The sequence below is a fragment of the Banduia mediterranea genome (genome assembly GCF_031846245.1).
Classification (GTDB): domain Bacteria; phylum Pseudomonadota; class Gammaproteobacteria; order Nevskiales; family Nevskiaceae; genus Banduia; species Banduia mediterranea.
The window spans coordinates 80,499-106,768 of the sequence record NZ_JAVRIC010000002.1 but is presented as its reverse complement, the minus strand read 5'-3'; the positions used below and the strand labels follow the sequence as shown (position 1 = coordinate 106,768).

The 26,270-nt window shown below is 63.5% G+C and carries 25 protein-coding genes, 1 tRNA gene and 3 pseudogenes; 8 read left to right on the top strand and 21 right to left on the bottom strand.

The window, feature by feature from the left end:
* Positions 1 to 8 precede the first annotated feature (8 nt).
* The 4 genes from RM530_RS02000 to RM530_RS01985 all read right to left on the bottom strand — a co-directional run bounded on the left by RM530_RS02000 (position 9) and on the right by RM530_RS01985 (position 3,037).
* A complete protein-coding gene (locus RM530_RS02000) occupies positions 9 to 1,187 on the bottom strand; it encodes an acyl-CoA dehydrogenase family protein (RefSeq protein WP_311363530.1) in 1,179 nt (392 codons plus the stop codon).
* Positions 1,184 to 1,657, bottom strand: coding sequence for a hotdog family protein (locus tag RM530_RS01995; protein ID WP_311363529.1), 474 nt, complete (start codon positions 1,655 to 1,657; stop codon positions 1,184 to 1,186). Before RM530_RS01995 ends, RM530_RS02000 begins: the two co-directional genes overlap by 4 nt.
* Entirely contained in the window at positions 1,654 to 2,196 is a 543-nt protein-coding gene (locus tag RM530_RS01990; RefSeq protein WP_311363528.1) for a MaoC family dehydratase, read from the bottom strand. The genes RM530_RS01995 and RM530_RS01990 overlap by 4 nt, the downstream gene beginning before the upstream one ends.
* Before the next feature lie 79 nt (positions 2,197 to 2,275).
* Entirely contained in the window at positions 2,276 to 3,037 is a 762-nt protein-coding gene (locus tag RM530_RS01985) for an SDR family NAD(P)-dependent oxidoreductase (RefSeq protein WP_311363527.1), read from the bottom strand.
* A gap of 308 nt (positions 3,038 to 3,345) precedes the next feature.
* Between RM530_RS01985 and RM530_RS01980 the strand changes: the two genes are divergently transcribed.
* Together RM530_RS01980 and RM530_RS18610 are read left to right on the top strand one after the other, a co-directional pair.
* A complete protein-coding gene (locus tag RM530_RS01980; RefSeq protein ID WP_311363526.1) occupies positions 3,346 to 3,963 on the top strand; it encodes a TetR/AcrR family transcriptional regulator in 618 nt (205 codons plus the stop codon).
* Positions 3,964 to 4,067: 104 nt separating this feature from the next.
* Positions 4,068 to 4,207, top strand: a pseudogene (locus tag RM530_RS18610) (EtfB protein); the annotation flags it as partial.
* Between the two features lie 99 nt (positions 4,208 to 4,306).
* Here RM530_RS18610 and RM530_RS01975 read toward each other — a convergent pair.
* The 13 genes from RM530_RS01975 to RM530_RS01915 form a co-directional block, all read right to left on the bottom strand.
* On the bottom strand, positions 4,307 to 5,464 hold the full coding sequence (locus tag RM530_RS01975; protein WP_311363525.1) for an acyl-CoA dehydrogenase family protein: 1,158 nt from the start codon (positions 5,462 to 5,464) through the stop codon (positions 4,307 to 4,309).
* A gap of 9 nt (positions 5,465 to 5,473) precedes the next feature.
* A complete protein-coding gene (locus tag RM530_RS01970) occupies positions 5,474 to 6,607 on the bottom strand; it encodes an acyl-CoA dehydrogenase family protein (protein WP_311363524.1) in 1,134 nt (377 codons plus the stop codon).
* Between the two features lie 27 nt (positions 6,608 to 6,634).
* Positions 6,635 to 7,789, bottom strand: coding sequence for an acyl-CoA dehydrogenase family protein (locus tag RM530_RS01965; RefSeq protein ID WP_311363523.1), 1,155 nt, complete (start codon positions 7,787 to 7,789; stop codon positions 6,635 to 6,637).
* 38 nt (positions 7,790 to 7,827) lie between these two features.
* Positions 7,828 to 8,721, bottom strand: coding sequence for an alpha/beta fold hydrolase (locus RM530_RS01960; protein ID WP_311363522.1), 894 nt, complete (start codon positions 8,719 to 8,721; stop codon positions 7,828 to 7,830).
* Positions 8,722 to 8,729: 8 nt separating this feature from the next.
* Positions 8,730 to 9,341 (bottom strand): class I SAM-dependent methyltransferase, encoded by a 612-nt coding sequence (locus tag RM530_RS01955; protein WP_311363521.1) that lies wholly within the window; start codon positions 9,339 to 9,341, stop codon positions 8,730 to 8,732.
* A gap of 11 nt (positions 9,342 to 9,352) precedes the next feature.
* Positions 9,353 to 10,480, bottom strand: coding sequence for an acyl-CoA dehydrogenase family protein (locus RM530_RS01950; RefSeq protein ID WP_349256154.1), 1,128 nt, complete (start codon positions 10,478 to 10,480; stop codon positions 9,353 to 9,355).
* 50 nt (positions 10,481 to 10,530) lie between these two features.
* Positions 10,531 to 11,355: an SDR family NAD(P)-dependent oxidoreductase gene (locus tag RM530_RS01945; RefSeq protein ID WP_311363519.1), complete on the bottom strand. Its 825-nt coding sequence runs from the start codon at positions 11,353 to 11,355 to the stop codon at positions 10,531 to 10,533.
* A gap of 36 nt (positions 11,356 to 11,391) precedes the next feature.
* Positions 11,392 to 11,811, bottom strand: a complete 420-nt coding sequence (locus tag RM530_RS01940) for a MaoC family dehydratase (protein WP_311363518.1) — start codon at positions 11,809 to 11,811, stop codon at positions 11,392 to 11,394.
* On the bottom strand, positions 11,808 to 12,266 hold the full coding sequence (locus RM530_RS01935) for a MaoC family dehydratase N-terminal domain-containing protein (protein WP_311363517.1): 459 nt from the start codon (positions 12,264 to 12,266) through the stop codon (positions 11,808 to 11,810). Before RM530_RS01935 ends, RM530_RS01940 begins: the two co-directional genes overlap by 4 nt.
* Positions 12,267 to 12,281: 15 nt before the next feature.
* Positions 12,282 to 13,463 (bottom strand): lipid-transfer protein, encoded by a 1,182-nt coding sequence (locus RM530_RS01930; RefSeq protein ID WP_311363516.1) that lies wholly within the window; start codon positions 13,461 to 13,463, stop codon positions 12,282 to 12,284.
* 115 nt (positions 13,464 to 13,578) lie between these two features.
* Positions 13,579 to 15,021, bottom strand: coding sequence for an aldehyde dehydrogenase family protein (locus RM530_RS01925; RefSeq protein WP_311363515.1), 1,443 nt, complete (start codon positions 15,019 to 15,021; stop codon positions 13,579 to 13,581).
* A 187-nt stretch (positions 15,022 to 15,208) separates the two neighbouring features.
* On the bottom strand, positions 15,209 to 15,469 hold the full coding sequence (locus RM530_RS01920; protein ID WP_311363514.1) for a DUF2505 family protein: 261 nt from the start codon (positions 15,467 to 15,469) through the stop codon (positions 15,209 to 15,211).
* A 291-nt stretch (positions 15,470 to 15,760) separates the two neighbouring features.
* The gene (locus RM530_RS01915; RefSeq protein ID WP_311363513.1) at positions 15,761 to 18,004 is read right to left on the bottom strand and encodes a PQQ-dependent dehydrogenase, methanol/ethanol family; all 2,244 of its coding nucleotides are present in this window, start codon (positions 18,002 to 18,004) and stop codon (positions 15,761 to 15,763) included.
* A 411-nt stretch (positions 18,005 to 18,415) separates the two neighbouring features.
* Here RM530_RS01915 and tnpA point away from each other — a divergent pair.
* Positions 18,416 to 19,062 (top strand): annotated as a pseudogene (gene tnpA / locus RM530_RS18915) (IS66 family insertion sequence element accessory protein TnpA).
* 123 nt (positions 19,063 to 19,185) lie between these two features.
* Here tnpA and RM530_RS01905 read toward each other — a convergent pair.
* Both RM530_RS01905 and RM530_RS01900 read right to left on the bottom strand, forming a co-directional pair.
* Positions 19,186 to 19,261: transfer RNA gene (locus RM530_RS01905), tRNA-Asn, on the bottom strand.
* A 203-nt stretch (positions 19,262 to 19,464) separates the two neighbouring features.
* Positions 19,465 to 20,646 (bottom strand): pyridoxal phosphate-dependent aminotransferase, encoded by a 1,182-nt coding sequence (locus RM530_RS01900; RefSeq protein ID WP_311363512.1) that lies wholly within the window; start codon positions 20,644 to 20,646, stop codon positions 19,465 to 19,467.
* 258 nt (positions 20,647 to 20,904) lie between these two features.
* On the opposite strand from RM530_RS01900, the pseudogene RM530_RS18605 reads away from it, so the two are divergent.
* From RM530_RS18605 to RM530_RS01880, 5 genes and pseudogenes are all read left to right on the top strand, one after another.
* Positions 20,905 to 20,988, top strand: a pseudogene (locus RM530_RS18605) (Arc family DNA-binding protein); the annotation flags it as partial.
* 12 nt (positions 20,989 to 21,000) lie between these two features.
* Positions 21,001 to 21,138 carry a hypothetical protein gene (locus tag RM530_RS01895; RefSeq protein ID WP_311363511.1) on the top strand — a complete coding sequence of 46 codons (138 nt, stop codon included), beginning with the start codon at positions 21,001 to 21,003 and terminating at the stop codon, positions 21,136 to 21,138.
* Positions 21,139 to 21,256: 118 nt separating this feature from the next.
* Complete coding sequence (locus tag RM530_RS01890; protein WP_311363510.1) at positions 21,257 to 21,556, top strand: type II toxin-antitoxin system VapC family toxin; 300 nt, start codon at positions 21,257 to 21,259, stop codon at positions 21,554 to 21,556.
* A 93-nt stretch (positions 21,557 to 21,649) separates the two neighbouring features.
* Positions 21,650 to 23,005: a phosphohexomutase domain-containing protein gene (locus tag RM530_RS01885; RefSeq protein ID WP_311363509.1), complete on the top strand. Its 1,356-nt coding sequence runs from the start codon at positions 21,650 to 21,652 to the stop codon at positions 23,003 to 23,005.
* 158 nt (positions 23,006 to 23,163) lie between these two features.
* On the top strand, positions 23,164 to 24,585 hold the full coding sequence (locus tag RM530_RS01880) for a mannose-1-phosphate guanylyltransferase/mannose-6-phosphate isomerase (RefSeq protein ID WP_311363508.1): 1,422 nt from the start codon (positions 23,164 to 23,166) through the stop codon (positions 24,583 to 24,585).
* A 139-nt stretch (positions 24,586 to 24,724) separates the two neighbouring features.
* Here the strand turns inward: RM530_RS01880 and RM530_RS01875 are convergent, their stop codons facing one another.
* Both RM530_RS01875 and RM530_RS01870 read right to left on the bottom strand, forming a co-directional pair.
* A complete protein-coding gene (locus tag RM530_RS01875) occupies positions 24,725 to 24,880 on the bottom strand; it encodes a hypothetical protein (protein WP_311363507.1) in 156 nt (51 codons plus the stop codon).
* Positions 24,881 to 25,105: 225 nt separating this feature from the next.
* Complete coding sequence (locus RM530_RS01870) at positions 25,106 to 26,263, bottom strand: DUF1501 domain-containing protein (protein ID WP_311363506.1); 1,158 nt, start codon at positions 26,261 to 26,263, stop codon at positions 25,106 to 25,108.
* Between the last annotated feature and the right edge of the window lie 7 nt (positions 26,264 to 26,270).

Below are 26,270 nucleotides of genomic sequence, written 5' to 3'. Positions count from 1 at the left end.
GCGCCATCTCAGTAGCTCTTCGGCAGCCCAAGCACATGCTCGCCGATGTAGTTCATCAGCATCTCGTTGTTGATGGGCGCAATCTCCATCAGCCGCACCATGGGCCAGAGCGTGACCACGTCGTAGTCGCGGTCGAAGGCGTAGCCGCCGTGGGTCTGGATCGCCGCCTCGACCGCCGCGACGGCGGCGCGCGAGGCCAGCAGCTTGGCCATGTTGGCATGCGCGCCGGCGTCCTCGCCGGCGTCGAAACGCTCGGCAGCGGAATAGGTCATCAGCCGCGCCGCCTCCAGTTCGGCCTTGGCCAGCGCCATGCGGTGCTGCAGGGCCTGGTAGCTGCCGATGGGCTTGCCGAAGGGCTTGCGATCCTGCGCGTAGGCGACGGCTTTACCGAGGGCATAGTCGCCGATACCCAGTGCCGCCGCGGCGGCCAGCAGGCGTTCGGAGTTCAGTCCCTCGAACATGAGCTTGGCGCCCTTGCCGGCCTCGCCGATCAGTGCGTCGGCCGGCAGTCGCACGTTGTCGAAGAACACCATGTACTGGCGCTCGGCGGTCTCGACCTGAATGTTGAGCTGCTGAAGTGTGATGCCCGGGGTCTTCATGTCCACCACGAACAGCGACATGCCGTCTGTGCGGTGCTTGACTTCGCTCGGCTTCTGCGTGCGGGCGATCACCAGCATGATGTCCGCGTCGCGCGCGCCCGAGATGAAGACCTTCTGCCCGTTGAGCACCCAGTCGTCGCCGTCACGGGTGGCAAGCGAGTTCATGTTGAAGCTGTTGGTGCCGGCATTGGGTTCGGTGATCGCGAAACACAGCTTGACCGAGCCGTCGCAGGTGGGCGTGACGAACTTCTTGATCTGTTCCGGCGTCCCGTGGCGCACGATGGGCACGCGGCCGAGGCCGGTGACGACCAGGAACAGCGTCGGCACGCCGCCCAGGGCGAGTGCTTCGGCCAGCGCAACGATTTCCACGACGCCGCCCCCGGAGCCACCGAAGTGCTCAGGGACTGACAGGCCGAGCAGGCCGTACTCGCCCAAGGCCTTCCACATCTCCTCCGGAAAGCGGTCTTGGTCGATGCACTGGCGAATATAAGAGCGGGGGTACTGCTCGGAAATGCCGCGGGTGGCTTCCTGGACCTGCCGGATGCGGGTCTCGAGGCGTTCTTGAGTAGGTGCGGGTGAAGTGTTCATGGCGTTTTCGTGGTGGGTGTCGGGAAATCGTCTTGTCGCAGCGGCAGCCATGCACGGACGGCAGCGGGGACGCATAGCCCGCGCGAGGTGCTCAGCGCAATGTCGAGCTCGACCATGCCGTGATAGTCGGGATCGCGGTAGTGTCGCGTGACCCGGCCCTCGGCCGTGAGCGTGTCGCCCGGGTGCACGCTGGCGACCATCCGCATGCGCCGACGGCGCACCAGCGTCAGCGGTCCGCCCCAATCGGTCACGTAGCGGTCGATCAGTCCATGGAAAAAGATCGTGCTCGCGTAGATGTCGGGCTGGCCCTGGCCGCGGGCGTAGTCAGGATTGTGATGCCCTGGGAAAAAGTCCCAGGTCGATGCCGCGTTGAGGATGATGCGGGCGTAGTCGACCGCAAAGGACATCGGCGCGATCGGCTGATCCTCGTGCACGTCCGACCAGAGCTTCTGAACGTAGCGGTCGCTCATGGTTCCGCCCCGAAGGCATCGAAGCGGTACAGCACGTTGGTGATCGTGGCGACGCATTGCTGCCCGGCATCCAGCAGTTCCGCTCGCGTCGTAACGAAGTGGCCGCGCCCGAGGCGCGTACTTTTTTCGGGGGAGATCTCGACGACCGTCTCGCGGACACTCAGACGCTCGCCCTGGTGCACCGACCGCAGCAGCTCGCAGTCGGTCTCGACGTTGATGAAAGTCCGGCCCGGCAGCGGCACATCCAATGCCATCGAAGGTGGATCACCCCGGCCGCCCGGCTTCCACGGCAGCGGCATCAGCAGGCTCATCAGCATGCCGCTGGGTGCGAGGGCTGCGCCGAATGTGTGGCTGGCCCACTCGGTGTCCCAGTAGGCCGGATTGCCGTCCTCGCACAAGGCGGCGAAGTATTTGCAGCGCGATTCGTCCGGCGGAGCCTCCAGCGGGCGAGGCCCGGTGCTGCGCCCGACCCACGCGCGCGCCTCGTGGTAGCAGCCTTGCGCCGTGCCCACATCGGTTCGCGTCTGCCCGGCGCTCATCGCACGGGCCTCCCCGGCCGCGGGATCGCGACCCTCGGTGCGCCCGTGTCCTGCGCTCTGTGCCGGCGCACGGGGTCTTTCAGCCGATCATGCTGTAGCCGCCGGACACCGACAGGACCTGTCCGGTGATATGGCCGGCGGCCGCCGACGAGGACAGAAACAGCACCGCGTTGGCGATGTCTGCGGGACGTCCGACCTTCTTGAGCGGCAGCGCCGCCGCCACTTTCTCGAGCTGATCGGGTGTGAACAGGGGCTTGGACCACATGCTGGCGCTGCCGACCTCGTCGTCGGTTTCAGGAATCGTCACGCCTGGGCAGATGCAATTGCAGCGGACGCCATAGCGCCCGTTCTCCTTGGCAACCGTCTTCATGAGGCTGTTGACCGCCGCTTTCATGCCGCCATACACGGCCTCGCGTGGCTCGCCCTGGCGGCTGGCGTCGGAGCTGATCGAAACGATGCTCCCCTTCTGCGCGGGGATCATCCTTTTGAGTGCAGCACTGGTGCAGTTGAGTACGCTGACGAAGTTGATGCGGATGATCTTGTCCCAGAACTCCGGCGTGGTCTGCGTGAAGAACATCAGCTGATCCCAGCCGACGTTGTTGACGAGCACATCGATCCCGCCGTAGCGGGACGCGGCGGCTTCCATCATGGCATCGACCTGATCGATCTGCGTCGTGTCGGCCTTGATCGCCTGGACATCCGAGGCGCCGCGCGTGCGCGCGAGTTCCGCCACCTTGTTTGCCTGGCCTTCGTCGATGTCGCCGATGGTGATGTTTGCACCTTCCCGGGCAAAAGCCAGGACTATGGCCCGGCCTATGTTGGAGCCGCCGCCGGTGATCACGACGGACTTGTTGGCGAGTTCGAGATTCATGATGGTGGATTCCGCGCTGTTAAGACTGAGGTTTGTCTGATGGAGGACCGGACGCTTGCTGCCCGTGTATTTTAGCGTATGATTCTATCAAATGGTAGTTAGATACGCGAGTGCGGCATCGCTTTCATGCGACTCAATGCAGAGCGCACGCATTTTTTGTCGTGACGTACAAATGATCAAGGCTGATCAGCGATGAGATGCGACGAATGGTAATAGCAAGAAAAAAAAGGGCTTCGCGCAGGACGAACGATTCAGCCGCAGACATTACGCGGCATCAGGTGCTCAAGGCTGCTGCCGGCTTGTTCAAGCGGCAAGGGTATGCCGCGACTACATTGAGGCAGATTGCGGACGATGCGGGCATTCAGGCGGGAAGTGTCTACTATCACTTTGAGTCGAAGGATCGGATTCTGGCCGAGATCCTGGATGTCGGCATTGACCTCGTGCATATGGCCGTGCTCGAACGGCTCAACGCCTTACCCGCGGACGCCACGGGTCGGGAGAGGTTTGCCGCTGCTGTGGAAGGTCACCTCACCGGTCTATTGCAGCATGAGGAATACACGTCGGCGGCCATCCGGGTTTACGGTCAGTTGCCAGCGGGCTTGCGGCGCCCCAATCAGAACCGCCGTCGCAAGTACAGCGCGCTGTGGGACCAGTTGCTGATTGAGGCCGATGAACGGGGCGAGATTCGACCCAGGGCAGACCTCCACCTGACGCGTTTGATCGTGCTTGGGGCCATCAACTGGACGGTGGAGTGGTTCGACCCGGACCAGGGGGCGCTCAGCGCCACTGTCGATCAGATGGTCAGCATTCTATCGGACGGCGTGTTCAAGCCCGCTGAGCAGACAAAGGGGCGGACAACTCGCAAGCCCAAAGCGGCAAAGAGCGCAGCTGTGTAGAAACTTATCGGGTTCGCTTAAGCGGACGCTTCTGCTCAGCCCGCCGAGGCCGGCCCCAGGGCCGTGCAGCATCTTCACGCTGACATCAGACGAATCGACTGACAATGAAAGCACCCGTGAGCGTCAAGCGCGTCGTGGACTACAACGTCCGCATCCAGGTGAAGTCCGACGGCAGCGGTGTGGTCACCGAATCGCGATGGAAGAAGCAGTGCGTCTGAAGGAGAAGGGCAAGGTGACGGCGATCTGTTCCAGGTGGTGCCGGAGCTGACCGGCAAGGTCTGAGCATCTTGGCGAGTGCGACGATCCCGTGGCGGAGACGGGATCGTCGCTCCCGAATTCAGGCTCAATAACCAAGCTGACGCGCGGCTAGATCCTTCATGATTTCCGTGGCGCCGCCGCCGATCGACAGAACCTTGGTTTCGCGGAAAATGCGCTCGACCTTGGCTCCCCGGAGATAGCCGGCGCCGCCGAAGATCTGTACCGCTTCGCCGGCGACGCGTTCGAGCATGCCGGTGGCGAGATTCTTGAGCAGGCAGATTTCCGAAACCGGCGTGTACCCTTCTCGGACTTGCCAGCACAGCAAGTCCAGCTGGGCCTTGACCGCGTCCAGCTGCATCTTCATGTCCACCAGTTTGTGGCGGATCACCTGTCGAGCGATCAGCGGATCGCCGAAAGTATGCCGCTGGCGCGCATAGGCCAGTGCCTCTTCGTAACAGACCTGGCCGAAACCCCAGGCCTGAGCAGCCAGCATCAGTCGCTCGTTGTTGAAGTTGTGCATGATCGCCTTGAAGCCGCGATTCTCTTCGCCAAGGAGATTGGCCGCCGGCACCCGGCAATCATCGAAGTACAGCGTCGCCGTGTCCGAACACCACCAGCCCATCTTTTCGAGCGGGCTGCGTGTGAACCCAGGCGTGTTGGCCTCGACCACCAACAGTGACACGCCGCCGATGCCGGGGCCGCCGGTGCGCACCGCAACAGTGATGCAGTCTGCGCGCATGCCGGAGGTGATGAAGGTCTTGGCGCCGTTGACGATGTAGTGGTCCCCATCGCGCCGGGCAGTCGTTCTCAGGTTGGCCACGTCCGAACCGCCGCCGGGTTCGGTGATGGCCAGTGCGGCGATCTTGCGGCCTTCGAGGACCGGTCGCAGAAACCGCTCTTTTTGATCCGGTGTGCCCAAGGCGTCGACTGGCGGGCTGCCGATGCGGTGGCTGACCAGGCTGGCCAGCAGGCCACCGGCACCGGCCCGGGCCAGTTCCTCGGCCATGATCGACTGGTAGAACGGGTCGTTGTCGCCGCTGCCGCCGTATTCCTCGGAGAACCCGATGCCCAGTACGCCAGCCTCTGCGGCCTTGAGCTGAAGCGGTCGCGGCAACTCGCCGGCGCGCTCCCAGGCGTCGATGTGGGGTTCGCATTCCTTCTGTACGAAACGCCTGAGCTGACTGCGATAGGTTTCGTGTGTCTCGCTCAGGTATGGATGAGGTGCAACGCTGGCTTGATCCATAGGGGGCTCTCAGGCTGCTGGGGTCGCGGCGAAGCGGCGCAGGTGCCACGTGCGGTCGCCGTAGAGGTTGCCGAAGGCGCTGAGCTGACGGAAGTAGTGCCCGATGTCCAGCTCCTCCGTTACGCCGATGCCGCCGTGCAGCTGCACGGCCTGTTGCGCGACAAACTTGCTCGATTGCGCCAGATAGGCCTTGGCGGCCGATACTGCGCGACGCCGTACGGATGCCTCCGGGCTGCTGTCCACACGTACGCTCGACATCAGCACCATTGAGCGTGACTGCTCGACTTCGACGAACATGTCGACCAAACGATGCTGCAGCACCTGGAAGCTGCCGATCGGTGTGCCGAACTGCTTGCGCACCTTCAGGTAGTTGCCGGTACGCTCGAGCAGCGCGCTCATGGCGCCCAGCGCCTGCGCGCAGGCTGCCGCCGTGGCATGGTCGAGCGCGGCGTCGAGCGGCTCGAAACCGGCATCCAGGCTGCCCACCAGCGCACTGCCGTCGACCTTGACTGCGTCGAACTGCAGGTCTGCAGCGTAGCCGCCGCCCATGATCGGATAGGGCTTGAGCTCGACGCCGGGCGCGCTGGCCTCCACAGCGAACAGCGAGATTCCGTTCTCGTCGCCGTCCTCTCCAGAAGTGCGGGCGGCGACGATCAGCGTCTGGGCGTTGGATGCATTGAGCACACACTGCTTGCGGCCGGTCAGCATATAACCGTCGGACTGCGCTTTGGCGCGTGTGGTGCAGAACGCCGGGTCGTGACGGGTGCCAGACTCGGTCCAGGCCACGGCGAACTGGGTCGTACCCGACGCCACCGCCTCGAGCAGGGCCGGCTGTCCACCTGCCAGGCTCAGTAGCCGAGCGGGCAGAACCGCGCCAGCCACGAAGGGCTCCAGTACCATGCCGCTGCCCAGTGCTTCGCAAACCAGGGCCACGTCCAGCGCACTGCCACCCAGGCCGCCAGCGTCCTCGGGGACGGCCAGCCCAAGCCAGCCGAATTCCGCCATCTGTGACCAGACTGCCGGATCGCAGTGGCCGGGCTGATCGAGCGTCGACTGATAGCGCTCGAAACCGTAGCCCTTGAGTGCAAACTTGGCTGCGCTGTCGCGCAGCATCTCCTGTTCCTGAGAGTAGGAAAAATCCATGATCGATATCCCTTGTGTCAAGGCCGTTCAGAGCTGCAGCAGCAGCTTCGCCAGCACGTTCTTCTGAATTTCGTTGGTGCCGCCGTAGATGCTGCTGGCGCGCAGGAAGTTGTAGCGCTGGGTGGCGGCGGCGAAGACCGGATGGGCGTCATCGGCAGGCGACAGCCAGGGCAGGGCGCCCAGCCCGCCGAGTTCCATCTGTGCCTCGGAGATCGCCTGCTGCAGCTCGGTGCCCTTGATCTTCAGACCCGAGGATTCGCTGCCCGGCGGCTGCCCTTTGGCGACGCGGTCCAGCGTGCGCAGATTGGTGTACTCCAGCGCCAGGAGGTCGACTTCCAGCGCCGCCAAGCGGTGGCTCACGAGAGGATCTTCGGAGAGCGCGGCATCGGTGGCGACGGCTTCGCGCAGCCGCCCAAGTTGGTAGTAGCTGTCGGGTACCCCGGCGATGCTGGTGCGCTCGTGCGTCAGCAGGTACTTGGCGATGGTCCAGCCCTGTCCTTCGTCGCCGACCAGGTTCTCGGCCGGCACACGGACGTTGGTGAGGAATACCTCGTTGAGATGGTGATGGCCGTCGATCGTCGTGATCGGCCGGATCTCGATGCCCGGCGTGCGCATGTCGATCAGCAGAAAGGAGATGCCTTGCTGCTTGGGGACTTCCGTGTTGGTGCGCACTAGGCAGAACATGAAATTGGCCCAATGCGCCTGCGTGGTCCAGATTTTCTGCCCGTTGACGACGTAGTGCTCTCCTTCGCGCTTGGCCTGTGTCTTCAGGCCGGCCAGATCGGAGCCGGCACCGGGTTCGGAGTAGCCCTGGCACCAGAACTCCTCACCGCGTGCGATCGGCGGCAGGTAGCGTTGCTTCTGCGCGTCGTTTCCGTACTTCATCAGCACGGGGCCCAGCATCGCCAGTCCGAATGGACTGGACGGCGGCGCCCCGGCGAGGGCGCGCTCGGTATCGAAAATGTATCGCTGGGTCGCGCTCCAGCCGGGACCGCCGAATTCCTGGGGCCAGGTGTAGGCGAGCCAACCCTTCTGTCCGAGCTTGCGCTCCCAGGCGAACTGGGTCTCCTTGTGGCTGGGGATGCCGATCGCCGGGCCGGCTTGTTCGGGGACATTGTCCCGTATCCAAGCGCGGACCTCAGCTCGAAAGGCTTGGTCCTCGGGGGAGAAGTCGAGATTCATGTGAACTCCATCTGATGGATAATCTGGGGTGACGTTACTCAGGGCCGAACCGGCGGCACGGTGCGTGTTAGAAACTCGATCACGGCGTGACTGAAGACGTCGTTACGATCACCGGCAACCATATGCCCGGCGTCCTGGACGTCGAACAGCTCAGCCTGCGGAATCAGCTGCTGCAGTTCGCGGGCACCTTGTGCGCTAACCACATCGCTGGACCCGCCACGCACCAGTAAGCTTGGTGCGGTGATGTGCTGTGCTGCTTGTATGCGTCGCTCCTGTTGGACCAAGGCTTCACCGGCCTGAGAACGAGTGGCGTGATTCAGAAAGCGCGGGTCCCAATGCCAGTACCAACGCCCATCCTCGCGCTTGCGAAGATTCTTGCGTAGGCCTTCGGTGCCGCGCGGGCGTGGCCGGTGAGGATTGTAGGCGGCAACGGCGTCCACCGCCTCCTCGAGTGTCGCGAACCCTGATGTGTGCGCGCCCATGAAGTTCAGGACACGCTCGACACCGGCGGCCTCTAGGCGTGCTGCGATGTCCACAAGGACGAGTGCACGTGCGATCGGGGGGCTCGACTCGCCGAGTGCAACCATGGCGGTCAGTCCTCCCATTGAGGCACCGACCAGCACCGGTGGCGCGACGAGAGTCCCGCATACGGAGGCGAGATCGGCGACCAGCGCATCGGCGCTGTAGTCCCCGTCGGGCGCCCACTGACTGTCGCCATGCCCTCGGGCATCGTAGGCGATGGCGTAGTAGCCGGCATCCGCCAGCCGCTGCGCGGTACCGGACCAGGCATGGCGGGTTTGTCCGCCGCCGTGCAGCAGCAGGACAGGCTGGGCGACGGGGTCTCCGGCGGCCTCGGCCGAGAGGCGCAGGCCACCCGCGCCGTTCAGTTCGAGCGGGCGCAGGAGCGGACCGCTTGCTGTGTCATGGGGCATTGCGGAATTCAGTGGATGACGGCGCAGCCGGAATGGAGGTAGGTCAGGACTCTCGGGCCCGGCGCATAGCCGGAAGACAGCGATTCAAGCCTGAAGCCGGCCCTGCGGATCAGTTCGGGAATCTCTCGGTTCAGATGGCAACCGCCGCCGATGTGCTTCCAGTACGGTGTCACGCGGTCCTGCCAGCGCCGGACAGCCGCGTCGGGTGCCGCACCGTGCTCGGCGAACAGTAGCCGCCCGCCTGGCCGGAGGGTCCGCCGGATCTCGGACAGTGCCGCTAGCGGATCCGGAATCGTGCACAGGCTGAACGTGCAGACGGCGCAGTCAAAGCTGTGGTCGTCTGCGGGTATACGTTCCGCTGACAGGGGCAACTCGGCGACCTCGACTCCGAGTGCCTGCGCGCGACGTCTCGCCCTGGGGTGGAGCCCTGGATCGACGCCGCAGACACACTGTACGGCGTCACGCCGATAAAACGGCATATTGCGACCGGTGCCGATGCCGATTTCAAGGACACGACCCGTCGCCAAGGGAACGACTTTGCCGCGCTCGCGCTGAAATGTGGGTAAAGCGCAAACCAAGTCGATGAGTTGCGGCAACACATACCGTTCGTAGAAATTCATGGATGGGGAACTCACTCCAGCGTGCGGGCAATGAGCTCTTTCATGATCTCGTTGGTGCCGCCGTAAATCTTCTGCACGCGGGCGTCGGCATAGAAGCGCGCGATCGGATATTCCAGCATGTAGCCGTAGCCGCCGAAAAACTGCAGACACTCATCGACAATCTCGCATTGCTTCTGTGTGCCCCACCACTTCGCCATGGAGGCCGTTGCAGCATCAAGCTTGCCTTCGAGCAGGCGCTCGATGCAGTGGTCGATGAACACGCGACCGATTGTCAGCTCGGTCTTGCGCTCGGCCAGTTTGAAGCGGGTATTCTGGAATTCGAGCAGACGCTTGCCGAAGGCCTTGCGTTCGCGTGTGTAGGCCAGCGTGTGCTCCAGTGCGGCCTCGGCGGCCGCGATGGCCCCGACACCGATGATCAGGCGCTCGCGTGGCAGCTGGTTCATCAGCTGGTAGAAGCCCAGCCCCTCCCGACCGCCGAGTAGATTTTCGGCGGGAACCCGCAGATCTTCAAAGAAGAGTTCGGCGGTGTCCTGGCCCTTCTGGCCGATCTTGTGCAGTAGACGACCGCGCCGAAATCCGGGCTGTATGTGAGGCTGTTCGACAACGAGCAGCGAGATGCCCTTGGCGGCTTCGGCGGCATCGGTCTTGCAGACGATGATGAGCAGCCCGCAATGCTGGCCGTTGGAGATGAAGGTCTTGGCGCCGTTGACGACATAATCGTCGCCCTGACGTTCGGCTCGCGTGCGCACTGCCTGCAGGTCGGAACCGGTACCGGGTTCGGTCATGGCAATGGCGCCGACCATTTCACCGGCGACCAGCTTCGGTAGCCAGCGCTGCTTCTGCTCCAGCGTGCCGCAGCCGACGATGTAGTGGGTGACGATCTCGTGCACCCCCTTGGCCCAGCTGGTGTTCCCGGCACGGGCCTGCTCTTCGAGGATCACCGCCTCGTGCGCGAAGGTCCCGCCCGCCCCACCAAACGCTTCGGGCACGTCTGTGCAGAGCAGGCCCGCAGCGCCGGCCTTGGACCAGAGATCCCGGTTTACGGCTTGCTCTTCATTCCATTGTTCTTCGAATGGGGTGATTTCAGCGGCGATGAATTTGCGGACGTTGTCGCGGAACAGTTCCAGTTCCTCGTTCATCCAGGGGGAGGCGTAATTGGACAAGGCGTAGCTCCGGAATGCACGGGTAGTTACATCGAAAATCCGCCGCCGCAGAGCAGGACTTGACCGCTGATGTAGTCCGACTCCGGTGTGCAGAAAAGGTAGACCGCGCCTGCGGCCTCGGCCGGTGTGCCGCTGCGGCCCAGTGGCACCATGGCCTCCATGGTCTTGAGCAGGTCAGGGTTGACGCCGACCTTGATCTTGCGACCTTCAACGTCGATGTTCGCGTCGCTGCCGGCCGCCGCTTCGGTCAGCCGTGTCTTGATCAGACCGAAGGCCACGCAGTTGACGTTGACCTTGAGGCGACCCCACTCCTTGGACATGGCCTTGGTCAGGCCAATGATGCCGGCCTTGGCCGCCGAGTAGTTGGCCTGGCCGGCGTTACCGCCGGTGCCGGCGATCGACGAAATGTTGACGACCTTGCGGAAGACCTCCTGGCCTTCGGCAGCTTCCTTCTTGGCCTGGACCCGGATGAACTCCGAGGCGGCGCGCAGGATGCGAAACGGCGCCGTGCAGTGCACATCCATGATCGCCTGCCACTGCTCGTCGGTCATTTTTTGAATGACATTGTCCCAGGTGTAACCGGCGTTGTTGACGATGATGTCCAGGCCGCCAAACTGTTCGATCGCAGTGTTGACGAAGCGCTCGGCAAAGCCGTCCTCGGTGACGCTGCCTGCGCAGGCGACCGCTTGCCCACCTAGATCACGGATCGCAGCCACGGTGTCATCGGCTGGGGCCGCGTCCAGATCGTTGACGACGACATGGGCGCCTTCGCTGGCCAGCTTGAGTGCAATCTCACGGCCGATACCGCGGCCCGAGCCGCTAACAATGGCCACTTTGTCTTTGAGTTTCATGGGATGTGTTGCCCCGTTGAGTGAAGAACTTTCGATTCAGGCGAGCGCAACCAGCGCGTCGCCGGCGAGCTTGACCTCGCCCTTCTCGTCGACCACGCCGATCTCAAGCTTGGCCAGCGCGACTCCATCACGCTCAAGCAGCTCGGCCACCTTTCCGCTGCAGGTCAATTTGGCGTGCACCGGAGTGATCGCGGAAAAACGCACGGCGAAGTGCCGCAGCTGCGACTGTGGTACCCACTGGGTCAGGAAGCGACCGAGATAGGCCATCGACAACATGCCATGTGCGAACACATCCGGCATTCCGGCGGACTTGGCGAAATCAATATCGATATGGATCGGGTTATGGTCGCCGGAGGCGCCGGCAAACAATGCAAGGGTGGTGCGTGTGATCGGCGGCAGCTTCAGTGCCGGTAGCTCCTGCCCAACCTCGACTTGCTCTTTGCGCACTGCATTCATGCCGACTTCTCCTGAGGGTTGCGCACGACGATGATGCTGCGGACCTCAACGACAGTCTTGCCCTGCGTGTCCTTGATGACCGAATCCTTGACAATGAACTCCAGCGCGCCGCCCTTCTTGCTGTAGATGTCACTGATTCGCGATTCGACGCTGAGCACGTCGCCGGCGCATACCGGCGCATGGTAGGTGAAGCTCTGTTCACCGTGCAGGATGCGCCCGATCGGCACGCCCAGCTGGTCGAGCAGGGTGGTCATGGTGCCGGCGTCCAGGTCGGCGCCCATCAGAAAGGTGGGGGGCGCCGGCAGGCTGCGATAACCGGCGGCGCGCGCCGCGTCCTCGTCCAGATACTCGGGCCGCGTCTCGCCGGTGGCCTTGGCGAAGAAGCGCAAGCGCCCTCTTTCGACCTCGAAGCTGACGGTGGGAAGCTGCAGGCCGATATGCCGCACGTCGATCATGGCATGCGCTCCTGCTCAGACAGCCTGGTACAGGGTGACCACGCAGGCGCCGCCCAGACCCAAATTGTGCTGAAGGGCCACGCGCGCGCCTTCGACCTGACGGTCTTCGGCCTGTCCGCGCAGCTGCTGGACCAGCTCCGTGCACTGCGCCAAGCCGGTCGCACCCAGCGGATGGCCCTTCGACAGCAGCCCGCCCGAGGGGTTGGTCACGACGCGTCCGCCGTAGGTATTATCGCCGTCCTCGACCATTTTTTCGCCGCCCCCCTCGGGAGCCAGGCGCAGCGCCTCGTAGGTCAGCAGCTCATTGGTGGCGAAGCAGTCGTGGAGTTCCACGACGTCAACGTCCTCAGGACCGATGCCTGCGGCGGCGTATACCTGGTCGGCGGCCGCACGTGCCATGTCGCTGCCCACCAGTTGCATCATGTTGCGTGCTTCGAAGGTGCTGGGCGTATCGGTCGTCATGGCCTGCGCCGCGATGCGCACACGCATGTCCAAGCCGTTGGCCTTCGCAAAGGCCTCGGAGCAGACGATCGCCGCCGCCGCACCGCAGGTTGGCGGACAGGCCATCAAACGCGTCATGGGGCCGATCAGTGTTGGCGAATCCATGACCTCCTCCACGCTGATCTCCTTGCGGAACAGGGCAACCGGGTTCTTGGCCGCGTGACGGCTGGCCTTGGCGCGGATCTTGGCGAAGGTCTCGGCCTTGGTGCCGTACTTCTCCATATGCGCCATCCCTGCGCCACCGAAGTAGCGAATGGCCAGCGGCACTTCGGGCTGGCCGACGAGCTCATTGCAAACCTGATCGAAAGGTTCGAACGGGGTCGGGCGGTCGTCGAAGTAGCTGCCGAGCGCGCCCGGCTTCATCTGCTCGAAGCCCAGCGCGATCACGCAGTCGACGGCCCCGGATTCAACTGCCTGGCGTGCCAGGAACAGCGCGGTCGACCCGGTCGAGCAGTTGTTGTTGACGTTGACGACGGGGATGCCCGTCATGCCCACCGGATACAGCGCGCGCTGACCGCAGGTGGAGTCACCGTAGACGTAGCCGACGTAGGCCTGCTGGACCTTGTTGTAGTCCAGACCGGCATCGGCCAGCGCTCGGCGTGCGGCCTCGGTGCCCATGTCGTAGTAGGGTGCGGACGTGCCCGGCTTGGCGAACGGCACCATGCCGACGCCGGCGACGACAACGGAAGTTTTCATTGGTCTGTACTCCTGATGATATTCAAACGGATATGCGGAAAAACCGGTGACGCGGCAACACCGGCCCCAATGAAACGGGGCCGGTGCCGCGCGGTCGATGGCGCTGACGAGGGAATCAGGCGAACCAGCGCATCACCAGTCGGATCAGTGACTTCACCCGCGGGGTGTAGGGCGGATAGAACAGTTGCGTGAGCCCGATACGTGTGTCGGTGACCGCGCGGGCGTGCGAGAAGCTGCGGAAACCGAACTCGCCGTGCGTGCTGCCGATGCCGGAGTGATTGACGCCGCCGAACGGCAGTAGCGGATGCAGCGCGTGGACCACGGTGTTGTTGACGCAGGCACCGCCGGATGAAGTGCGATCAAGGATCTGTCGTGCGCGTGCCCGGTCCCGCGTCCAGAGATAGAGCGCCAAGGGCTTCTCGCCGGCATTGATTCGATCCACCACCTCGTCCAGCTCGCGAAAGCGGATGATGGGCAGCAGCGGGCCGAAGATTTCCTCCTGCATCACGGCTGCGGTGTCTGGCACTTGTTCGAGCAGGGTGGGTGCGATGTAGCGCTCACCTTCGCGCACATCGCCGCCCGCCACGATACGGGCGCCCTTGGCACAGGCATCGTCGAGCAGGCGCTTGACGCGCGCTGTATGGCGATCATTGACGATGCGAGCCAGATCGGGTGAGCGGAACCTCGCTTCGTCGTCGGCGCCGAAAACCTCGGCCAGGCGCGCCTTTGCCAGTTCTACAAAGGAGTCGGCCACCGATTCGTGTACGAAAAGGTGGTCAGGAGCGATGCAGGTCTGCCCGTTGTTCATGAACTTGGACCAGCAGATGTTCTGCACCGCGGTTTTCAGGTCGGCGCTGGCATCGATGATGGTGGGGCTCTTGCCGCCCAGCTCCAGTGTCACACTGGTGAGGTTCTTCGCTGCGGCCGTCATCACGACCTTGCCCAGCGCCGGTGCGCCGGTGAAGAAGATGTGGTCGAAGGGCAGGTCCAGCAGCGTCTTGGACGCTTCGGCATCGCCCTGGAACAGCGCCACTTCATCCGGTGCAAAGGTCTGGTCGATGATCTTCTGCATGACCGCCGACAGGTTCGGCGTCATTTCCGAGGGCTTGAGGATGGCGGTATTGCCGGCGGCCAGCGCCAGGACCAGCGGGCAGAACGTGAGGTTGACCGGGTAGTTCCACGGGGAAATGATCAGGCAGCGCCCGCGCGGCTGATACTCGATGCGCCCCTGGGTGCCAGCCATCAGCGGGGTGAAGCCAGCACGCGTCGGCTTCATCCAGCGCCGCAGCCTGCGCATGGCCATGTTCGCTTCCGAGATCACGGTGAACAGCTCGGTCAGGTTCACCTCGACTTCGGGTTTGCGGAAGTCGGCTGCCGCTGCGCGCCGGATATCGTCAGCCGCGGCCTGCACGGCGTCGCGCAGCTTGCGGATGCGAACGACGCGTTCTTCCGCGCTGGACTGTCGCCACCTCAGGGCGGTGTCGCGCTGGGATTCGAAGACGCGGAGCATCGGCTCGGATGCCCCGACGGGACTGTCAATGCGGAGGGCTAGGTTCATGATCGTTGCTCTCGAGAACTCCCGCTGGATACCGACCGCCCAAGGATGCGGTTACCCTAAGGATGCGGTCGCGTTAGGGGGAGTCTGGCTCCAGACTGGGCGGTTGTCAACCTAACGTTTGTTAGTCCGATTCGACGCATCGTACTCCGGTAACGTCTTGTGCTCCATCTCCAGCCGTGTGCGCAGTTCATAAGCAGCAGTTGTCGATCTTGTGCCCAACCAGCGGAATGCGGCATTCGATGCGCCAGTGACTGCTGACCCGACTTCTTTCCGGGTGGGGGGGCACCTGCAGGGTTCCTTCGAGCCTGATCGGCAGTATCGAGGGGGTGATGTGCAGGACACCGGTCTGACGCCGCGGATCCCAGGTGTAGTGCTGCGTCACGCGGAGCGCTTCGCCGATCAGGCGCTGTGCGAAGGCCGGCAGGGGAACCACTGCCTTCATGTTCATGGTTGTGAGACAGAACGACGCGCCCGTCCTCGTTGCGGGAATCGACCGGGCTCAGGTTCCAGGCGCCGACCCACCGGCTGCGGTGCTCGTAAATACGCCGGGTTGGCGTACAGCGCGGCCACCTCCGGTGCGGGCCGGTCCACGGGCATCTCATAAGTTGTATACGCGGCTCATGAGCCTGCTCCCGCTCGATCACTGTCGTCCTGAAGACAGAGTCTGTAAAGAAGTGTACGTTCCGCGCATTTCGTCGGCCATCCCTGGCCGGCCTGAGCGCTGGAATGTCACAAGTTCTCAGTCTGCCGCGTTCTTGAACCACCTGAGCAGGGCGACGCCCCATTCGGCCACCTGGGCGAGCGCGGTATAGGTTCCGGACTTGATCCGCGACCATAGCGAGCCGCGCGTCCGCTCGGTCTCCAGGGTGTTGTGTCCCAGTTCGATCAGATAGGCATGAATGAGCTGCGACTGCTCGGGACTGATGGTGCCGGCGAAGGACACCATGCCGCGGTCGCGCTGCGCGCCGCCCAGAACGATGGCGTCAAAGGTGCGATGGGTCTCGGCATCCATGTAGCGCAGGTCGGCCAGATTCGGATGGCTGATCGCGCCAGGGCCGTGGCAGTACACGCAGTAGTGATGATAGAGCTTGGCGCCTTGCTCGATTTCCTCATCGCTGGCGGTCTGCGGTGGCGGTTCGGGCAGGCGGCGGAGGCGTTCCACCGGCGGCAGCTGCGTCTGTCCGCCGAGCTTGAAAGTCAGCAGACGTCCCTCAACCGAGGGTGCCTGCCGTGTATTGCTGGCAAAGCCGAAGGACAGGCCGAAAGCGCCGCCCCAGCCCACAAGCACGGAAACATATTGCTCACCATCCACGGTGTAGGTGACCGGCGAGCCGATCACGCCCTGCTGAACATCATAGTGCCAGAGTCGTTTGCCGGTGGCAGCGTCGTAGGCGTCCAGGTAACCACGGCCAGTGCCTTCGAATACCAGGTTGCTGCCAGAGCACAGCGCGCCGCTGTTCCAGGGACTATCGCTGTTGTGCCGCCAGACCTCGCGCTGTCGCGCCGGATCCCACGCCAGCAGGAATCCCTGGGCCGTGGCCGCGCCGACTTTTTCGACCAGTTCCGCAGGCACCCACGCCGGCACGGTGATATCCTTCATCACCTCCATGCCGACGTTCCAGAAGTTCGGGTTGTACTGGAAGCCTTCGTCCTGCCGGTACATCATGGCCAGCTCGCGCGCCGGGATGTACACATAGCCGGTTTCGGGATGGAAGCACATCGGCTGCCAGTTGTGACCGCCCATCGGCGAGGGGAACTGGTAGACGCCGTGCTCCTTGTAGCTGTTATCAGTTTCGACCGGCCGGCCGGTCTTGAGATCGATTTCCTTGGCCCAGGAGACGTGCACATAGTTTTCGGCCGAGATCAGACGCCCGTCCCGGCGATCGAGGACATAGAAAAAACCGTTCTTCGGGGCCTGCATGATGACAGGGCGTTCCTCGCCCTCGATTTCAACGTCCGCAAGAATCAGATGCTGGGTAGCGGTGTAGTCCCAGCCTTCACCTGGCGTGGTCTGGTAGTGCCAGACGTATTCGCCGGTCTCGGGGCGCAGTGCGACGATCGAAGACAGGAACAGGTTGTCACCGCCGGCCGGATTGCGGATTTCCTTGTTCCAGGGAGTGCCGTTGCCAACGCCGATATAGAGCAGGTCAAGATCCGGGTCGTAGGCCATCGAGTCCCAGACCGTGCCGCCGCCGCCGATCTCCCAGTACTTGTCCGCGGCATCCCAGGTTGCCGCCGCCTTTTCCAGAACCGGGTTTTCAAACGGCTGCGACGGAGCGCCCGGCACGGTGTAGAAGCGCCAGGCCAGCTCGCCGGTTTCGGCGTCGTAGGCACTGACGTAGCCGCGTACGCCGTACTCGGCGCCGCCATTGCCGATGAGCACCTTGCCCTTGACCACGCGCGGTGCGCCGGTGATGGTGTACGGGCGTTCGAGGTCCACGGTGAGCTTGTCCCAGACGACCTCGCCGGTGGTCGCGTCGAGCGCGACGAGACGGCCGTCGATGGTGCCGACGTAGAGCTTGTTGTTCCACATCGCCATGCCGCGATTGACCACGTCGCAGCAGGCGAATTGGCCGCGGTCGCGATCGACGTTCAGGTCGTTTTTCCACAGCAGCTTGCCGCTGCGGGCATCGACCGCGTAGGCCGCGCTCCAGGTTCCGGTGAAGTAAAGAACGCCATCGACCACCAGCGGCGTGCCTTCCAGTCCGCGCTTGGTTCCCAGATCCAGATACCAGGCCAGACCCAGGTCGTCGACATTGCCAGCGTTGATCTGATCGAGCGGGCTGTAGCGTTGCTCGGACTGCGTGCGGCCATGCTGGATCCAGTTTCCAAGCTCCTGATCGGCTTCGGCTAGTCGTTGGGCGTCGACGGCGGTGCCAGCACGTGCGGTCTGTGCACCGGCCAGCGCCAGCAGCGAGACGAGAAGGGCAGCGTGCACGACCGGATGGCGGGGCCAGCCGGTGGCGGTTCTTTTTTTGAACATGGGACTTTTGACTCCGTATTAACTTGCACGGGCTCGCGGGATCGGCGGTGCGACGCCCCTTTACTTAGATTGGTTTCCGTCCAGAAACGCTAATATTTTGATAGTGCTGTCGTTTTCCGACAAATGGCGATAAAACCCTCGTTAAGCTGGTAAAACCATGGTCGTTAAATCATTGATTTACCAACAAAAAACTGGGTAACCGATGCGTATGGAACGCAACGTCCAGACTAGTATATTCGAACGCAACGCCGAGCACGAGATTGGCTTGGAGTTGCAGGCCATGTTGACCTGGCGGATGCCCATCCGGAGGTGCTGGCCTGGGGTAAGCGCCAAATCCTCCCACCTTCAGTGAGCTGACGCGCTGCGTCAGGATGCGTCCCTTCATTCAGGCAGCTGCGGAGGGACGCAGCGATGTCGAAGTCACGAGGGTCGGAGTACTGGCGGCAACTGGTGGACGCGCAGCGCGCGAGCAAGCTGAGCGTTGCCGGCTACTGCCGGATGCATGGATTGAGTGCGTGGAGTTTTTACGACTGGCGGCGGCGACTGGGGAAAGCCAAGGCACGCGATGTCGTGCAGCTGATTCCGATCACGATCGAGGATGAGGTTCCGGCGATCGAAGCGCTGGCGAGCGCCGGTATTGAAGAGCGGCTGACATCAGGTGTGGTGCTGGGCCTGGCGCAGCATTTCGACGGCGCCAGCCTGCGCCGTGCCCGTGGGAAAGCCCGCCGCTGCGACGAGCCCGCGCGCCAAGCCGGGCCTGCAGCGAGGGCATCAAGACCGCCCCGGCGCCTGCCGACCGCTAATCTGCTGGCACACGTGATTGCCGAGAAGTACCAGCGCGCGATGCCGCTGTACCGGCTGGAAGAGGGTTTTTACGAAGATGGCATCGAGCTGTCGCGCACGACGCTGGCAACTGGATGATCCAGGCCGCCGACCGGCTGACACCGCTGTATCTGGCTTTGCGGGACCAACTGCTCGGCCAGCCGGTGATACACGCGGACGAAACGCCGGTGCAGGTGCTCAAGGAGCCGGGGCGTGCCGCGCAGACTCCGTCGTAAATAAGAGGGCTACAGGCCCCGGTTCTTGAGCATCGGCAGAGCGCGGCTCAGTGACGAGTTTTGGAAAAGTTTTGGAAGTGAGGCATATGTTGCGATTCAACCACTTCCAAATCATTGATTGTATGGCTCCCGGAGTTGGACTCGAACCAACGACCCAGTGATTAACAGTCACTTGCTCTACCGACTGAGCTATCCGGGAATATCGTCGTGGGCGCGCATTGTAGTGAGCCGGGGTGAGGCGCGCAACGCCTGCCTGATTGTTCCTTCCCGGTGTCCGGCCGGCACGATGATTGTTGCCTGGTATTGGCCCGACCCTGATCGGTGTGAGCCGGCGAAAAGCGCCCTCATCCGACGGCTTCTCGCCACCTTCTCCCGGAGGGAGAAGGTCAAAGGCATTCTCTGTTAGGCGAGCGCTTCGCGGATGCGGTGCACGCTTTGTTCCAGCACCGTTTCACTGGTGGCGAAAGACAGCCGGGCGAATCCTTCCGAACCGAATGCGGAACCGGGTACCAGGGCGACCAGGGCCTTTTGCAGCAACAGGTCGCCCAGCGCCAGGTCGTTTTCCAGCCCCAGGCGCCGGATGGCGCCGGCGAAATCGGGGAAGGCGTAGAAGGTGCCGTCGCCCGGGGCGCATTCGATGCCGTCGATCGCGTTGAGGTCTGCCACCAGGCGGTCGTGCCGGGCCTTGAACGCTGCGGTCATTTCCGCGACGCAGGCCTGGTCGCCGTTGAGCGCGGTTTCGGCCGCAACCTGGGCGATGGAGGTGGGGTTGGAGGTGGACTGCGACTGGATCTTGCTCATCGCGGAGATGATCCACTTCGGCCCGCAGGCCCAGCCGAGGCGCCAGCCGGTCATCGAATAGGTCTTGGAGACGGCGTGGATGACGACGGTGCGCTCGTACAGCTCCGGGCAGGCGTTGACGATGTTGGCGAAGGGTTCCGGCGCCCACAGGATTTTTTCGTACATGTCATCGCTGGCGATGACGATGCGCGGATGCTTGAGCAGGACCTCGCCCAGCGCCGCAAGCTCCGCCTTGGTGTAGGCCATGCCGGAGGGGTTGGACGGGCTGTTGAGGAACAGCAGCCGGGTCCTGGGCGTGATCGCGGCTTCGAGCTGCGCCGGCGTCATCTTCAGCCGCGTTTCGGCGGCGGTTTCCACGACCATCGGAACGCCGCCGGCCAGCAGCGCCATGTCTGGGTAGGACACCCAGTACGGCGCCGGGATGATGACTTCGTCGCCGTCGTTGAGCAGTGCCTGGCACAGGTTGTAGCAGGCCTGCTTGCCGCCGACCGAAGCAACGACCTGGGCCGGCTCGTACTTCAGGCCGTTGTCCCGCTCGTGCTTGGCGATGATCGCCTTTTTCAGGCTCGGCGTGCCGCCGACCGCGGTGTACTTGGTGAAGCCGTCGCGAATAGCCTTGATTGCGGCTTGCTTGATGTGCTCGGGGGTGTCGAAGTCCGGCTCGCCGGCGCTCAGGGAGAGCACATCCTGCCCGGCGGCACGCAGTTCTGCGGCCTTGGCGGTGATGGCGAGGGTGGGGGACGGCTTGATGCGGCCGACGCGTTCGGCAAGCGAAGTATCCACGGCAGGGTTCCCGTTTTTCTGGGTGGGGCAAACGGGGCGCGATGATACTGCAGTCCACCCGGCTGCGCGATGGATGAATCGGGCGCCGCCGGGGAGCAGGCGTTTCGCCGCGCGGATCCCTGAACGGCGACCGGGTTTTCGGAAATAGCGGGCGCCAGCTCGGTTCGGATTGAAAGGGCTTTATATTGCAACCACAATGGAACCCTCTCGATCGAACCGTAGGCGTTGAGGTCATGCCCGCACTGACCATAAAAAAACATACCTGAGGAGCTGTACGGACACCTCAAGCGCTCGGCGCAAGTGCACCGTCGCAGTATCAACAGCGAGCTGATTCATTGCCTGGAATCTGCATTGATGCCCCAGAAGACGATGCCCCGGAAGACCAGTCCGCAAGAAATGGTGGCCACGGCCAGGCTGCTGCGCCAGCAAGTAAAAGTCCGACGCATCAACGTCAAGGACGTGGAAGCCGCCAGGAACGAAGGCCGAAAATGATTGTGGTAATGATTGTGGTTGATACCAATATGATCGCGTATTTGTATCTGCCGACGACGGAAACGCCGAATGTGGAACTCTTGCTGGAGTTCGATCGCGCCTGGCTGGCTCCTCGGCCTTGGAGAAGCGAGTTTCGCAACATATTGGCCTTGTACCAGCGAAAGACGTCGTCGATTTTGAAACCGCCTGTCAGATACAGCATCAGGCCGAAAACCTGATGGCGGGCGGTGAGTACGAGATTGATTCCCTCTCCGTTCTGTCCGTGGCGGCGAAGCACGGGTGCTCGGCCTACGATAGTGAGTTCGTTGCCTTGGCGCAGAGCCTGGGTAAACTGCTGGTCACGTCGGACAGGAAGCTGCTCAGGATCTTTCCCGGCCTGGCGGCGACCGCCAGGGACTGCTGCGCCGGGGCGACCTGAAAATCCAGCTTGGTCCGGCACGATAGGCGTTACCCTGGCAGGCCGGCATGGCCGTTGCGTCCAGCCAACACATCAAGCGTTCCAGAATAATTCATGGAAAAACTGAGCTGCTTCAAGGCCTATGACCTTCGGGGCAAGGTACCGGACGAATTGAATCCGACCCTGGCCTATCGCCTGGGGCGGGCCTATGCCGATCGTTATCAACCCGCCTGCGTGGCGCTGGGGCGCGATGTCCGGCACACGAGTCTGCCTTTGCAGCAGGCCTTGGCGGCCGGGCTGGCATCGCGCGGGGTGGATGTGATCGACCTGGGCCTGGGCGGAACGGAAGAAACCTATTTCGCCGCGCAGCAGCCGGGCGTGGACGGCGCAATCATGGTGACGGCCTCGCACAATCCCATGGAGTACAACGGCATGAAGCTGGTCGGCAGGGGGGCTCTGCCGATTTCCGGGGACAGCGGGCTCAACGATCTGGAGCGTGCCACGCGTGAGGACGACAGCGAGCTGCCGGCCGAGCTTGGCGCGATGCGCGAGGTTTCGTGTCGCGGGGCCTACGTCCAGCATCTGCTTGCCTACGTCAAGGACATGCCCTTGCGGCCGCTGAAGATCGTGGTCAACGCCGGCAACGGCGGCGCCGGTCTGCTGATCGATGCGCTGGCGCCGCACCTGCCTTTCGAGTTCGTGCGCATCCACCACGAGCCGGACGGCGATTTCCCCAATGGCATCCCCAACCCGCTGCTGCCGGAGAACCGCGCCAGCACCTCGAAGGCGGTGGTCGAATCCGGCGCGGATTTCGGCGTGGCCTGGGACGGGGACTTCGACCGCTGTTTTCTGTTCGACGAGCGTGGCGAGTTCATCGAGGGGTACTACATCGTCGGATTGCTGGCGGAGACGATGCTCAAGCGCGAGCCCGGTGCCAAGATCATCCACGACCCGCGATTGACCTGGAACACGGTGGACGTGGTCACGGCGGCCGGCGGTGTGCCGGTGCTGTCCAAGACCGGCCACGCCTTCATCAAGGAACGCATGCGGCTGGAAGATGCGATCTACGGCGGCGAAATGAGCGCGCATCACTACTTCCGCGAATTCGCCTATTGCGACAACGGCAATATCCCTTGGTTGCTGGTGGCGGCGCTGATGTCCGTTCGCGGTGAAACCTTGTCGTCGTTGGTGGAGCAGCGTATCGCCAAGTTTCCGTCCAGCGGCGAGATCAACCGCCGTGTCGACAGCATTACTGAAACCATTGCCCGCATCGAGGCGCGCTACGCACCCCAAGCCTTGGTGGATGACCGTACGGATGGATTGAGTCTGGAATTCGCGGACTGGCGATTCAACCTTCGGGGATCGAACACCGAGCCGGTATTGCGGCTCAACGTGGAATCGCGTGGAGATATTGACCTGATGAAGACGCGGACGGCCGAAATTCTGGCGCTGATCGGTGGCGTGGATTGAGGCTGTAGAACCCGCCGCTGGTCTCGTCATTCCGGGTTCCGCTGCGCGGCCCCGGAATGACGGGAGGCTCGCCGTCGAACATGTAGAGGCGCGAGCATTGGTTATGATTCATCACAAGTCGCCTGTAGCCGGCCCGAAACCCCGAAGAGGATAGTGAGATGCTGATTCCCGTTTTGATCGCTGGAGGCACTGGGTCCCGTCTGTGGCCCTTGTCGCGTGAGTCCTACCCCAAGCAGTTTCTCAAGCTGTTTGGTGATCACACGCTCCTGCAGCACACGGCCTTGCGCGCGCAGGCGATCGAAGGCGCGGCGGCCCCGATCGTGGTGTGCGGCGAGCAGCACCGTTTCATCGTGGCGGAGCAGCTGCGCGAGATCGGGATCGCCAATGCCACGATCATCCTGGAACCGGAAGGCCGCAACACCGCGCCGGCCGCCGCGATTGCCGCGCTGCACGCCCAAAAGCGCTATGGCGACGACGCACAGCTGTTCGTGATGGCGGCGGATCACTACGTGGCGGATGCCCCGGCCTTCGGTCTTTGTGCGGTGTCCGCCTGCGCCGCGGCTGCCCAGGACCATATCGTCACTTTCGGTATCAAGCCGACGCGTGCGGAAACCGGCTACGGCTACATCCAGCAGGGCGCAGCGCTGGACGCCTGCGCATTCACGGTCGCCGCGTTCGTGGAAAAGCCGGACGAAGCCCTTGCGCAGAGCTATCTGGACGCAGGCGACTATTACTGGAACGCCGGCCTGTTCCTGTTCAAGGCCAAGACCTTTCTGAGCGAACTGGCCCGGTTCAAGCCGGAAATGCTCGATGGCGTGCGCGTGGCTCTGGAAGGCGCGAGCAAGGATCTGGATTTCATTCGCTTGCCGCCATCCTTTCGCGTGATCGAGTCTGATTCGATCGATTACGCGGTGATGGAGCGGACTGCCCGCGCCGTGGTCGTGCCGATGGATTGTGGCTGGGACGACGTCGGAAGCTGGAACTTTCTGGAGTTGCTGGGAGCCGACGGTGACGGCAACGTCTCGTCGGGCGATGTGGTGTTCGACGATTGCAGCGGCACCCTGGTGCACGCCGAGAGCCGCCTGGTAGCCGCCTGCGGTATCAAGGACAGCGTGATCGTCGAAACCAAGGATGCGGTGCTGGTCATTGACAAGAGTCGCACGCAGGACGTGAAGAAAATCGTCTCGCGGCTGCGCGCCAGCAAGCGTAGCGAAGCACATCAGCACGCCACGGTTTTGCGGCCCTGGGGCAGCTATGAAACCCTGTCCCTGGGATCACGCTTCCAGGTGAAGTACATCACCGTGAAGCCGGGGCAGAAGCTGTCCCTGCAGATGCATCACCATCGTGCCGAGCATTGGGTGGTGGTCTCCGGCACGGCGATGGTCTCCGTCGGTGACAACGTACAGATGCTGACGGAAAACCAGTCCACCTATATCCCGCTGGGCGTGACACATCGCCTCGAAAACCCGGGCAAGGTTTTGCTTGAACTGATCGAGGTGCAGAGCGGTTCGTATCTCGGTGAGGACGATATCGTTCGCTTCGACGACGTCTACGGCCGGGTACCGGCGGTATCAAAGTAAGACGCGCCAGTAGATACCGTCTTTCGGAGTCAAGCATATTTGGACACGAGCAGAGGTCGGGGTCAGGTCTTGCGCCTTGACGCAGCCCGCCGATCCACACCTCGCGCGATCCGGCTTACCGTCGAGTAGTCGAGTAGTGCTACCCGAAGTGCGCACCGATCTGCGGAAGTTGCCGGTGTCCGCTCTCGTAGGCGTCGCGATCTTCGTCATTGAGGAAGATTGCTTGACGGGCATTGCCGCGCGCCATCACATGATGGATCGCGCCGGGGAATTCGATACGCAGAGGGCGGGTCATGCCGGGAACGTAGCGAAGCCAAAAAAAATTTGGCAAGGAACAAGACCTGACCCCGGCGTTCCCGGCGTCTTAGGAACAAGACCTGACCCCGGCGTCTGACCCCGGCGTCCTGACCCCGACGTCTTACATGGGCGGCACGGAATACCCGAGGCTGCACGAGACGATGGCCGGCGAGTGTCATTTTTGTGGGCCGGGGCGCTCGACGGTCCGCCCGATCCACCTGATTCAGACGAACAGCTCCGGCACCGTTGCCGGCGTGTAACTGGGAAACAGTCCCAGTGCGTCGGCGTTGCCTAGACGCCGCTCCAGGCACTGCGCGAGCAGGCCGCGCGTATCGGTCGTGATCGCCAGATCCTCGCCGCTGGCGAGCTGAGCGTCGGCGAGCCCTGGCCAAGGGCCGGCAATCTGGCCACCGGCAACGCCGCCGCCGAGCGCATAGAACAGCGAGCCGGTACCGTGGTCGGTGCCATTGGACGCATTGTCGCCAACGCGACGCCCGAACTCGGTCATCGCGATGACGGTGACGCGCTCCATCTGCGCACCCAGGTCGGTGTCGAAGGCCAGCAACGCATCGGCCAGACCGCCGAGCGAGGTCGGCAAATAGTTGTTCTCGTTTTCGTGATGGTCCCAGCCACCGAGGTCGAGACAGACCACCTCGACGCCGAGATCGGCTTTGATCAGTTGCGCCGTCTGCAGCAACTTCGAACCGGCCTCGCCGGGGGGATATTCGGCGCCGTTTGCCGGCATGAACTGTCCGGGGTCGGCGGCCGCCAGTTCGTCCATGGCCGCAAGCGCGGTCTGCGCGGTGCCGGCGTATGGCACCGATTCGCGAAACAGCGCCGCCAGCGTGTCCTGGTACGGCGTGCCGCCGAGATCACCGAGACCGAAGGCGTCGATTTCCGAGACCGCCAGCGGATCGGGCGCGCCGAGCAGCGAGGTCGGAACCGCACCGGACAGCGAGGTCGCCCGGAACGGCCGGTCGGCGGCCGAGGCCGTGGCGGCGAGGTGGCGGCCGATCCAGCCGGTGTCGAGCGCAAGCCCGGCGGCAATGCCTTCCTCGACGCGCGCCTGCGCATCGAAGTGCGAACGCGTGCCGTGCGGCACACCGGCGGCATGCACCAGCGCCAGACGGCCGGCATCGTAGAGCGTACGCATCGAGGCGGCGGCCGGATTGAGTCCGAAGAACCCATTCAGATCGAGCGCCCCGCCCGACTGTCCGGGCGGCGGAATCGCGATGCGCGTGCGTCTCGCGTAGTAACCGGGGTCGCCATACGGCACCAGACAGTTCAGACCATCCGCGGCACCACGCTGGAAAATGCAGACCAGCACGTTGCCGGTCGCGGCCTTGGCACCTTTGAGCAGATCACGGCGGCTTAGGGGCATGGCGCTC